The sequence below is a fragment of the Streptoverticillium reticulum genome, assembly GCF_047456005.1.
In the GTDB taxonomy this organism is placed as follows: Bacteria; Actinomycetota; Actinomycetes; order Streptomycetales; family Streptomycetaceae; genus Streptomyces; species Streptomyces reticulum.
In genome coordinates, this window is sequence record NZ_CP179755.1 from 637,726 (window position 1) to 648,370 (window position 10,645).

Annotated in this window: 9 protein-coding genes; all 9 read right to left on the reverse strand. The window is 71.5% G+C overall.

Annotation, left to right across the window (positions count from 1 at the left end; all coding sequences use genetic code 11):
* Positions 1–21: 21 nt before the first annotated feature.
* On the reverse strand, positions 22–1,044 hold the full coding sequence (locus tag ACMATS_RS02855; protein ID WP_414166750.1) for an ETX/MTX2 family pore-forming toxin: 1,023 nt from the start codon (positions 1,042–1,044) through the stop codon (positions 22–24).
* A gap of 54 nt (positions 1,045–1,098) precedes the next feature.
* Positions 1,099–2,853, reverse strand: coding sequence for an ABC transporter ATP-binding protein (locus ACMATS_RS02860; RefSeq protein ID WP_414166751.1), 1,755 nt, complete (start codon positions 2,851–2,853; stop codon positions 1,099–1,101).
* The gene (locus tag ACMATS_RS02865; RefSeq protein WP_390781240.1) at positions 2,853–3,113 is read right to left on the reverse strand and encodes a lasso peptide biosynthesis PqqD family chaperone; all 261 of its coding nucleotides are present in this window, start codon (positions 3,111–3,113) and stop codon (positions 2,853–2,855) included. The genes ACMATS_RS02860 and ACMATS_RS02865 overlap by 1 nt, the downstream gene beginning before the upstream one ends.
* The gene (locus tag ACMATS_RS02870) at positions 3,098–3,559 is read right to left on the reverse strand and encodes a lasso peptide biosynthesis B2 protein (RefSeq protein WP_414166752.1); all 462 of its coding nucleotides are present in this window, start codon (positions 3,557–3,559) and stop codon (positions 3,098–3,100) included. The genes ACMATS_RS02865 and ACMATS_RS02870 overlap by 16 nt, the downstream gene beginning before the upstream one ends.
* On the reverse strand, positions 3,556–5,394 hold the full coding sequence (locus tag ACMATS_RS02875; RefSeq protein WP_414166753.1) for an asparagine synthase-related protein: 1,839 nt from the start codon (positions 5,392–5,394) through the stop codon (positions 3,556–3,558). The genes ACMATS_RS02870 and ACMATS_RS02875 overlap by 4 nt, the downstream gene beginning before the upstream one ends.
* Positions 5,395–5,513: 119 nt before the next feature.
* Positions 5,514–5,654, reverse strand: coding sequence for a lasso RiPP family leader peptide-containing protein (locus tag ACMATS_RS02880; RefSeq protein WP_414166754.1), 141 nt, complete (start codon positions 5,652–5,654; stop codon positions 5,514–5,516).
* A gap of 443 nt (positions 5,655–6,097) precedes the next feature.
* The gene (locus tag ACMATS_RS02885) at positions 6,098–7,549 is read right to left on the reverse strand and encodes an amidase (RefSeq protein WP_414166755.1); all 1,452 of its coding nucleotides are present in this window, start codon (positions 7,547–7,549) and stop codon (positions 6,098–6,100) included.
* 238 nt (positions 7,550–7,787) lie between these two features.
* On the reverse strand, positions 7,788–8,675 hold the full coding sequence (gene thpD / locus ACMATS_RS02890; RefSeq protein ID WP_414166756.1) for an ectoine hydroxylase: 888 nt from the start codon (positions 8,673–8,675) through the stop codon (positions 7,788–7,790).
* Positions 8,672–10,627, reverse strand: a complete 1,956-nt coding sequence (locus tag ACMATS_RS02895; protein ID WP_414166757.1) for a primary-amine oxidase — start codon at positions 10,625–10,627, stop codon at positions 8,672–8,674. The genes thpD and ACMATS_RS02895 overlap by 4 nt, the downstream gene beginning before the upstream one ends.
* Between the last annotated feature and the right edge of the window lie 18 nt (positions 10,628–10,645).

Here is a 10,645-nt window from a genome sequence, read left to right on the forward strand (position 1 = left end):
GAACCGAGCGGCGGGCGGCGGTCAGCGGGCCGACAGGGAGTCCGGCTTGCCGTCCGGGCCGAGCGGGATGCGCCGCTCGAGGACGGCACCCCGCCCGTCGAGCGGGTACTGCTTGGTGTTCACGCTGACGGCGACACCTTGGCCGCCGTAGAAGACGCCCCGGGCCCGGGCCTGCACACTGCTGCCGACGACCTCGTACCCGGTGGTGTCGATCAGGTTGTTCTTCCGTGTGTCGCTCAGCACTCGCTCGATCGACGGGAACCACAGGTAGTGCAGGTCACCGTTGTGGTTGAAGTCGACCTTGTTGTTGAACCAGATGGCGGCCCGGCCGGTCAGTGTGACCATGGCGGTCCAGTCGATGTCGTACTCCTGTGTCCCCACCACCAGCGTCGCCTCCACATGTGACTTGGGCGGGATGCGCAGCGGCAGGGTCACCGACCATTCCTGCTCCTTGTCCATGCCGAATTCCTTGGTGGATGACAGATCCGTCTGGATGGTGGTGGTCTGGCCGATGTCGGCGACTCCCGGGATGGTCACGCTGGCCGACGACGTAACGCCGATCTGCAGTGATTCGGTGACCGAGAGCTTCAGGTTCCGCCGGGTCAGCATGGCCTGGCGGTACTCGACCGTCTGCTCGAGTTCGGTGCCGTTGCGGTAGTTGGTCACCACGGAGGTGACCTCGCCGGGTTCCGGGGAGGGCGCGCTGGCGTCGTAGACGATGCCGCTGTACTTCTGGTTGACCTGGTACTGGTGGTAGGGATCGAGCGCGCCCTGCCGCCCGTAGGCGGTCGACTCGGTGAACCAATACCCCCCGGAATGGGGGAACTGGGTCCGGGCCATCCAGTTGCCCCAGGCGTCGGTGATCTCCTGGAGGGAACGGGGCGTCGAACCGGCCTTTGGTGCCGCGGACTTCGGAGTCGGTGCGGAGTCGGGTGACTTACGGGGGGCCGCGGAGACAGGGGTGGCGCCGAGTGCCGTGGCCGAGGCGGCGGCTCCGGCCGCGGCTGCGAGTCCGAGGGCCTTGCGTCGGGATATCTGGGACATGCCGTCTCTCTCTGTCGTGTCTGGTTGGTGTTCTGCTGGTCTCCGGCCGGCTCGTCAGCCGGGTCCCGGGGGTTCGGGGACGGAGGCGGAGCGCCCGACGAGTCGTCGGAACTCCGGCCGGGACTGCAGCAGTTCGTGGTAGGTGCCGGAGGCCAGGGTCCTGCCGCCGTCCAGCAGGACGACGGAGTCGGCGGCCTGCACGGTGGACATCCGGTGCGCGATGACCAGCAGCGCGCACTCCCGGCGCAGCCTGCCCAGGGACGTGGTCAGGGCCGACTCGGAGGCCGGGTCGAGGTGGGCGGTCGGTTCGTCCATGAGCAGCAGGCGAGGCCTGGGGAGTACGGCCCGGGCGATGGCCACCCGCTGACGTTCCCCGCCGGAGAGCCGACTGCCGCGTTCTCCGACCTCGGTGTCCAGCCCGTCCGGCAGCCGGTCGACCGTCCCCTGCAGGCCGGCCAGGTCCACTGCGCGCCACAGCTCCGCCTCCGGAGCGTCCGGAGCGCCGTACAGGAGGTTCTCGCGCAGCGTGCCGTGCAGGACGGGGCAGTCCTGCTCGACCCAGCCGATTCGGGAGCGCCATGCCGGCAGCGCGCCGCGGCCCTGCGGCCCAGCCAGGTCGGCGAGTTCCCGGCCGTCGATCCGGATGGATCCGCTCCAGGGCTGATAGAAGCGGTTGACCAAGGCGAAGGCGGTCGACTTGCCCGACCCGGACCTGCCGACCAGGGCCACCAGTGCGTGTCGTGGGACGGTCAGGGTGAGGTTGTGCAGGACGGGCGTGTGTGCGCTGTAGCCGAAGGCCAGGTCACGGATCTCCAGCGCTGGAGCGCCGGATACCGCGGCCGGGACATCGGGTGCCGCGGGGGCGGCGTCCTCGGCGGGGCAGGCGTACACCTCCTGCACCCGGTCGGCCGCCCCCTTGAGCTTGTAGACGGCGGCGATGCTCTCGATGGCCTGGCCCAGGGGAAACGCGAGCTGGCTGACGTACAGCAGGACGGCCACGAGCGCGCCCGGAGACAGGTTCCCCTGGCTGACCCGGACGGTGCCGACGAGCAGGACCAGGAGGAAGGCGCTGCGGACGGCCACCTCCGCCAGCGGGTTGACGGCTGCTGTCAGCCGGACGCGGTGCAGCCCCGCGGCGTACGCCTCGTCGGCGGCGTCGGCAAGGGCGCGCAGCTCCCGTTCCTCGGCGCGGTACGCGCGTACGGTGCGCAGACTGCCCAGGACTCGCTCGGCCTCGGCGGCGATACGGCCCACGGCAGCCTGGAACCGGGTGGAGGCGTGGCCGACTCGTACCGAGATCCGCGCGACGAGGAGGGCGTCGGCGAGCAGCATGCCCGTGACGAGGCCCATCAGGAGCGGGTCCGTCAGGAACAGGGCGGTGGCGACGGCGGCGACGACGATCAGGTTGGCGGCAAGCTGCACACAGACCTGGGTCATCGCTTCCTGCAGCACGAGGACGTCGGTGGAGGCGCGGGAGAGGAGGTCTCCGACCCGCATTCGGTCGAAGACGGGGATCTCGATCCGCAGGAGATGTGCGAACAGGCCCGTGCGCAGGCGTCGGGTGAAGCGTTCGCCGGTCCGCTCCAGCAGGTAGTACGCGGATCCGCCGACGGCCGCTTGGGCGAGCAGCAGCGTGACGAGGACGGCGGCCGAGCTGCGGGCGGGCTGCCCGGCCGTGAGCGCGTCGACCAGTGCCTGAGCTGCGAGGGGCTGGGCGATGCCCAGCCCGGCGGCGGCCAGGGTGAGCAGCAGCGCGCCGCCCAGCGCCTTCCGGTGCCCCTCGGTCATCTCCCACAGCCTGCGGAACATCAGACCGCTTCCACCAGCCCGGCCGCAACGAGGTGTTCGGTCAGCGCGGTGAGGTCGGTCCGTGCCTGTGCGGCCGAGATGCCGTACGTGGCGGAGAAGTCGTCGGCGATCCGGTCGGGTGCGCGGCCTGCCAGCAGTCCTGCCAGGGCCTGGGCCCCGGTCGGGTTGAGCTGCCAGTAGCCGCCGCTCCGCTGGTTCAGCAGGATCGTTCCGTCATCGGTTTCGGCAGTGACCGTGCCGGGCGTCAGGCGCAGGAACATCTCTTCTCCTTCTCCCCGTGGTCCGGTGGAGCCGGCAGGGGTGCGATGGTCATCAGGGGTTGGTAGTAGCCGTCCGGCAGTGGCTCGTCGATCACCTGTCCGTCCGCCTCCACCCACGAGTGGGCGGCGAACGGGGTGGTGCGCACGCCGACCCGCCAGGTCGGCCACGCCCCGCGCATCCGGCACAGCAGGGCAGTCGCGGTCGAGAGCTGGAGGCATCCGTCGACCGCGCAGCGCAGGCTCACCGCGATGACCTCGGTGCGGGCGGCGGACGTCTGCGCCGGGCCCGCCGGGCGGGCCCGGCCGCGCACCCGCCGCAGGACGGCGGCCAGATGACGGGGCGGCAGCCTGATCAGCAGGGCCGAGGCGGCCGCCGCGGCACACGGCAGGATGCGTCGGTGCAGCGGCAGACGGATCCGCGGGGGCACGGCACAGGGGCTGCTCATGCCGCCTCCCCGAAGCCGGTCCCGTGTGTGCCGGCCGGCGCTCGCAGCCACAACTCGGCGCCGAGTGCTGCTTCGAGGGCCGGGAGCAGGGCATCGCTGCCGGCCTCCGGCGGGGTCAGCAGGGCGGTGCGCAGCCGGCCGGTGTCGACCAGCCCGCGTGCGGCCAGCTCGGAGCCGTCGAACAGGTCGAGCAGGAAGGGCAGACTCCGCTGCAGGTCCTGCTGCACGGTGTCGTCGTGGTGGCCCTTGGTATAGCGGTCCAGGACGAAGTCGGGTACGTCACCGCGGAGCGCGTCCGCGAGGACCGGTTTGAACCGCCAGGGGGTGTACCGCTCGTACGTGCGGATCGCGAGCCCGGCCTCGACGACCCGGTCGTCCAGGTACGGAAGCTCCAGCCGCAGGCCCTGGGCGGCGTACTCCCGGGCGTGGTCACGGGCGGAGGCGGCGGATGCACGCAACAGGACCAGTGCCCGGTGCTGCCCCCGGTCCGCGGCCAGCGGCCCGGCCTCGTCCGCAACAGTGCGGAGCAGGCGCTTGCTGGCGGTGATCGCATCACCAGTGGCCCAGGGTGCCGCAGGTGCCATCTCGCCCCAGCCGAGCGGCGGAGCAGCCGGCCGCGCGGACGGCCCGACGGCGCCGAGTCGGACCGCGTACCGCCGCCACCACGTCCCCAGATCCTCCCGCCCCGCCAGCCCGGCCAGCGTGGGCAGCAACTCCCAGCGGCGCAGCGCGCGGTGCACCCGAGCCTGCCGCAGGGCGGTCACAGGGCGGCGGCGTACCAGGGTGTGCAGATAAGCGGGACTGCCGCAGAACAGCTCGTCGGCGCCGTGCCCGGCCAGATGCAGCCGCGCGCCGCGCCCGGCGACGCGCCGGGCGCCGTAGCGGATGAGATTGAGCCCCCGGGTCAGCCGTGGCGGCGCCTCGGCGTCGGCGAGCGCATACGGGGGAGCGAATACGGGCGGCGCCTCACCCGGCGGGACGACGAGGTGCTCGGCCCGCTCCAGCAGACCGGCGGCCCGGGCGGCGTGGTTGGCGTCGTCGTCGATCGGGCTTCCGCCCGTCCAGCGGAACGTCAGCAGACCGGGGGTGTGTTCGGCGGCGAGGAAGCACAGGGAGGTGGAGTCCATTCCGCCGGACAGGTCCGCCGACAGCCGGCCGTGCACAGGGCGCCGCACTGCGACGGCCTCGCGCAGCGCCTCGCGCACCCGCCAGGTCCCGGCGGCGAGCGGCAACACCGGCTCCGGCGGAGTCCACCAGCGCTGCGTACGGGACGCGCCGTCCCCGGTGAGCAACAGACAGGAGCCTGGCTCCACCTGCTCCACCCCGCGCCACCAACTCCGCTCGGTGAGCGGGCTGATGAATTCCGTCGTGGTCACTCTGGCCGCGAGCAGTTGCTCGTCCGGCTCGGCACGGGTCAGCCGGGCCAGCAGCCAGGCACGGTCGCTCGCGACCGGCACGCCTTCGAACCGGCTGGTGAACACGCAGCGGGTGCCGGTCACCGTGCCCTGGAACCGTACGTGGCCGTGCACCGAGGCCACCAGGTGACTGCTGCCGGGCAGCTCCCGGGCCAGCCGGTCCAGATCCTGGGGGCACCGTATCCGGGCGGCGGCTGCGCCCAGTTGCTCACGGTCGACCGTGCCGGGCGTCCCGAACACCGCCACCCGAACCGGCCCCGCCCCGGCCACGACGAGGTCGTCCGCGGCCCAGCACCCGGCGAGCCACGGCCGCCCGGACGGGTGCACCGCGTCCTGGGGGAGAGTGAAGGGGACCTTCTTTCGGGCCCACGCTCCACCGGGCGAATCGGGGAAGACGAGCAGATGTCCTGTCAGTGGCATAGCACTCATACGAGCTCACGCTTCCTGTCCGGATGAGGTGGGGAGGCGGGGGCACTCAGGAGACTGAGCGCCCCCGCCTCCCCGGTCATCGGGGATGACCGGCCATCACGCGATCCGGGTCAGACCATCCGGTAGCCGGACGCCGTGGTGTCGATCTTGCCGCGCTGCGAGGCGCCCTTGGTGTCCTTGCCGAAGCTGCCGACCTTGGTCAGGGCGGGAACGGTGTAACGCGCGGACATGGCCTTCTTGTTGTTCTTCATGGATGTTTCCTCTCTGCTGGGTCTTCCGGGACAACGGAGCCGCAAGATCGGCTCACGCCAAGATCGTGGCCCCGGCCGGCAGCGCAGAGAAGAGGGGAGAAGTCAGCAGATCTGTCTCCGGACGACCACTTGGTACATCTCTTTCGGCTGTCACAGGACGGCGTACATCTCATCGGCAAAGGGTGACGTGTGACGCTGTGTCAGGGCGCAGGGTGGACCGGGCCGCGTCCGCATGCCCAGATCAGGTGGCTGCCGTTCGGCAAGTCGTAACCTCTGGGGCGGAGCCGACGGAGATGAATGCCTCCCCGATCTTCTGCAGCGACGACCTTCTGTCGTGTTGCGGGAGGCGGCTGGCACTCGCGTGCCGCGCAGCGACTGTGTGCATTCCGGGGACCTCGTCGCGATCCGCACCTCGCCCTCGACGGGCACCCAGGCAGTACGCCCTACTTCGGTGCCTGGAAGCCGCCTGTCTTCTGCTCGAGCAGTTCGGCCAGCCGCAGCGGGGTGCGGTCCTCGAACATCGGACCGATGAGCTGCACTCCCACCGGCAGACCCTCGGGGGACCGGCCCGCTGGTACGGCGGTGGCGGGCAGGCCGGGCATGGTGGCCAGACCGGCCCAGACGAGCTGGTCGAAGTACGGGTACTCGACGCCGTCGATGTCGATCCGGCGTTCCCTTGGATCGGGTTTGTGGTCGTGCGGGAACGCGGGAGTGGGCGTGATGGGACACACCACGGCGTCGAACTCGGCGAAGAGCTGCCGCCAGCCGTGGCGGTGGAGCTCGCGACGGTTGTTCGCCTCGATCCAGTCGCGGTGGCTGAGCACCATGCCGCGCAGCAGCGCCGCATCGAGGCTCTGGTCGTCCGCGCTCAGTCGGGCGGCGCGGGTCCGCAGCTGCTCGTACGCCTCGACGGGAAAACGTGCAACGGAGCCCGAGAACAGCAACTGCCTGTAGAGCATCGCGGCTTCGGTCAGATCGGGCAGCAGCGGACTGTGCCATTCGACGCGGGCGCCGCCGTCGACAAGCGCGTCGGCCACCCGTTTCACGCCCGCCCGCACAGCGGACCCGGTCGGAATGAGCGGATGCTCGTCGAGGACCAGGACCCGGAAGTCGCAGAGCCGCTCGTGGCGCGCGGGCGGCAGCGTCACGTCGTACGCCACACCGAGCGTCAGCGGGTCCGGTCCGGCCATGACGTCGAGCAGGAGCGCGAGGTCGCGGGCAGAGCGTGCCATCGGACCGACGACGGCGAGGTCGGGGTCGGCCGGCAATGCCGGTGCGGGCGGCGGGACCATACCGCGGTACGCCGCCAGCCCGAGTGTCGGCTTGTGTGCGTAGACACCGCAGAAGTGTGCGGGGGTGCGCAACGAACCGGCGAGGTCGGAGCCGATGGACAGCGCGCCGAATCCGGACGCCAGGGCCGCCGCTGATCCGCCGGAGGATCCGCCCGACGTGCGACCGTGGTCCCACGGGTTATTGGTGGTGCCGTAGATCTCGTTGAAGCTCTGTATGTCCTGCAGCCCCAAGGGCACGTTGGTCTTGCCGAGCACCACCGCGCCCGCGGCCTTGAGCCGCGACACCTGCACCGCGTCCTCGGCCGGCATGTGGTTCCGGTGCAGCGGCATGCCCCAAGTCGTGGGCAGTCCGGCGATGTTGTAGGACTCTTTGACCGTCACCGGAATACCGAGCAGCGGCCGGTCCTCACCGCGGGCGCGCGCCTGGTCGGCGTCACGCGCGGCGGCCCGTGCACGGTCGAAGTCCGGCACACAGATCGCGTTGATCTCCTTGTCGTCCCGCTCGATACGGGCGATCGCCTCGTCGGTCAGTTCCGCCGAGGTCACTTCACCGGCACGCAAGGCAGCCGCGAGTTGTTCGACCGTCGCAAAATTCCACTCCATGAATCCGACCGTATCGGCCTCCGGGAGAGGGCATGAAATGCCATTTCGCACAACGGGGTTGGATGCCTCAACACTCATGGTGCAACCTGCGGAGCCCGTGCTGTCCGCGGTCGGCTTCACCGCCCAGCGACCTGCCCTTCGGGCTCGCAGCCTGCACTGGGCCAACCTCCCTTACCCGGCCCTGAGCCGCCAGGCCGCGGAGGCATGCCCCTCCACCGGCCGGGGCCAGGCGCACGGCTCACCTCCCGAACGGCGTGATGTCGCGGGCCGCGATGAAGGACGGGCGCCGCCCCGGGGCGGCGAACGGTTTCCCCGGCGCGTTGTCGACGCTGTTGAACACCACGAAGAGGTTGGCCCGGGGGAACGGCGTGATGTTGCCGTTCGAGCCGTGCATGCAGTTGGAGTCGAAGACCGTGGCCGACCCGGCCGGTCCCGTGATCATCCGGATGCCGTGGCGGTCCGCCAGCGTCGTGAGGCTGGCCCGGTCAGGCGTGCCGATCTCCGGATCGTGGCTGCTCAGCGAGCGCCGGAAGTGGCCGGGCGGGGTGGACCCCCGGCACGTCACGAACGTCAGGTGCGAGCCGGGCATGATCATCAGGGCGCCGTTGTGCGGGTGGTTCGGCGCGAGCGCGAGACAGACGGACAGCGCTCGCGGGGCCGCAAGGCCGTCCTCGGCGTGCCAGGTCTCGAAGTCGGAGTGCCAGTAGAACGGCCCACCGCCGAACCCCGGCTTGTAGTTGATACGGCTCTGGTGCACGTACACCTCGGAGCCGAGGATCTGGCACGCCAGGCCGACCACCTTGGGCGCGGCCAGGACGCGCGCGACCGGCTCGCTGAGCCGGTGCACCTCGAACACCGAGCGGACCTCGCCCGTGCCGCCCTCGCGGACGAGGCGGTCGTCGTGCAGCAGCCGCGGGTCGCCGGCGAGCCGTGTCAGCTCGGCGTTGCACTGCGCCACCTCGTCGTCGGTCAGCAGCCGCTCGGCGCAGTGGAATCCGGTGGCGGCGTACACGGCGAGGTCCTCCTCGCCGAGCGGTCCCCCGCCGGGTTCGCCCCAGCACACGGGGTCCTCGCGTGCGAGCAGTTCGGGGGCTCGTGACGTACGGGTCGGGTAGCGGTCGGTCACTGCCTGCTCTCCCTCCTGTGTTCCCGGGAGCAGTGCGGTCGGGGCGGCGGCACGTCGAGGGCCGGGTTCCCGTCGAAGAAGCCGAAGGGCTTCAGCTGGAACCCGACGGTGGTCACCGGCATGACCGGCCAGTCCTCGGGCCGCACGACGTGGTGGTCGCCGAAGGTGTGCCAGACGACCAGGTCCGTCCCGTCCAGCGGCCGGTCGGCGGCCGCGTACGCGGGCAGGCCGTCGCCCGGGTGCTGGTTGGGGTAGGCGCCCGCGGCGAACAGCTGCCCGGGGTCGTAGGCCGTCACCCACAGATGCTTGAAGGCGAACGCCGCGCGCCGGTGCGCCGACGCGTCGTCGCGCACCTGGGGCAGCGCGGTCGCGCCCGGCACGAGCTTGTACGCGACGGGCTCGCCCAGCCTGTTGCGCACGGCCGGATTGGTGATCAGCCAGAAACGGCCCGTCGCGGGGCAGGCCAGGCGCTGGGCCGCGGCCTCGTCGGCGAGCAGGGTGCGCCGCGCGACCCACGCGCCGCCCTCCGGGTTGTCCTCCCCCTGCGGAAGGCGCTCGGCGTCGACCTCGTGGACCGCGTTCTCGTTGCCGTCCACGCACATGTCCAGGCGGACGTTGAAGAAGTGCTGGTGGTTCGGGGCGTAGAGGCCGGGGGCGAGCAGCGTGCCGCAGCGCGGCGGGGCGTCGGGACCGGCCGCGCCCGTGGAGACCATGCCGGTGAGCTTGATCTGGAACTCGATCGTGCCGTCGAGGCAGAAGTACCAGAAGTAGCCGTACTGGTAGTTGCCGAGGACGGCGAAGCTGGAGACGACCAGGCGGCGCTGCCTGCGGGTCTCGACCTCCCCGGTGCGGAAGTCGGTGTGCTTCCAGCCGACCCCGACGTCCTCCTCGTGCAGGCAGATCGCGCGCGGCAGGGTGACGGGAGCGCCGTGGTCGTCGTGCACGACGACGTCCACGTAGCGGATCTCGCCCAGGCAGTCGCAGCCCGGCTCCAGCGAGTTGACCACGAACCCCGCCCCGTACTCGCCCTCGTCGAAGGCGGCCTTGTGCCGGTGGACGAGGCCCGGGTCGGCGTACGGGGTGAAGATCTCCGACAGCGAGGCGCGGTACAGGACGGGCCGCTCGCGTCCGGCGTCCATGAAGCCGACGCGGTGCAGCACCAGGCCCTCGCGGGGCGTGAAGCCCAGTCGCAGCCGCCACTTCCACCAGGACACCGCGTGCCCGTCGACCGTGAAGGAGGGGCCCTCGGGCTGAGTGATGTCGAGGGGACGGAGCGCGGGCCCGGGGGCGGTGACGGTGGTCCAGTTGTCGTCGCGGGCGATGAGGTCGGCCGCGTAGTTCCCGGCGTGCGGGGGCAGTGGCGGCCCGTCCTCGTCGGCCACCTCGAGCACCGTCATCTCGTCGAGGTCCACCAGCGCGCGCAGCCCCTCCACCGGCCGCGCGTACGGGTTGTCGCGCGGACCCGTGCGGACGAAGGTGAGCGCATGCACCAGCCGACGGCTGCGCCGCTCGTCCGCCGGGCCCCGGCAGCCGACCGTCCATGAGTCCACGACGGCCAGGGAGAAGTCGGTCACGCCGCGCCGGCGCAGGGCCGCCTGCCAGCGGGCGTCGGCGCGCACCGTCTCCTCGCATGCGCGGAACTCCGCCTCCGTCAGCGCAGGTTGGGCTCCCGGCACGTGCCGCCAGGCAGTCACGCTGCCACGGGTGAGCGAGACGACCGCTTCGTAGGTGGCCCGGCGCCGGGGCTCGCGCAGCACCACGAACGCCTCCCGGTCGGGCACGGGGCCGTCGGAAAACACCTGGACGACCGCCTTGGGCGGCTCCTTCAAGGTGATGCTGACGAAGCGTGACGCGTCGCCGATCCGCCCGTCGGCGCGCAGGATCCCGTTCACGGCGCCGATCTCGTCCTTGGACAGCGGGTCGAGCGGGTGGGCGCTGGATGCCGAGGCCATCTTTTCTCCTTCCCTCGT

Excerpts from the sequence above, each read along its gene's own strand:
- ACMATS_RS02855 (WP_414166750.1), bottom strand. The coding sequence starts at position 1,044 with ATGTCCCAGATATCCCGACGCAAGGCCCTCGGACTCGCAGCCGCGGCC.
- ACMATS_RS02860 (WP_414166751.1), bottom strand. The coding sequence starts at position 2,853 with ATGTTCCGCAGGCTGTGGGAGATGACCGAGGGGCACCGGAAGGCGCTG.
- ACMATS_RS02865 (WP_390781240.1), bottom strand. The coding sequence starts at position 3,113 with ATGTTCCTGCGCCTGACGCCCGGCACGGTCACTGCCGAAACCGATGAC.
- ACMATS_RS02870 (WP_414166752.1), bottom strand. The coding sequence starts at position 3,559 with ATGAGCAGCCCCTGTGCCGTGCCCCCGCGGATCCGTCTGCCGCTGCAC.
- ACMATS_RS02875 (WP_414166753.1), bottom strand. The coding sequence starts at position 5,394 with ATGCCACTGACAGGACATCTGCTCGTCTTCCCCGATTCGCCCGGTGGA.
- ACMATS_RS02880 (WP_414166754.1), bottom strand. The coding sequence starts at position 5,654 with ATGAAGAACAACAAGAAGGCCATGTCCGCGCGTTACACCGTTCCCGCC.
- ACMATS_RS02885 (WP_414166755.1), bottom strand. The coding sequence starts at position 7,549 with ATGGAGTGGAATTTTGCGACGGTCGAACAACTCGCGGCTGCCTTGCGT.
- ACMATS_RS02895 (WP_414166757.1), bottom strand. The coding sequence starts at position 10,627 with ATGGCCTCGGCATCCAGCGCCCACCCGCTCGACCCGCTGTCCAAGGAC.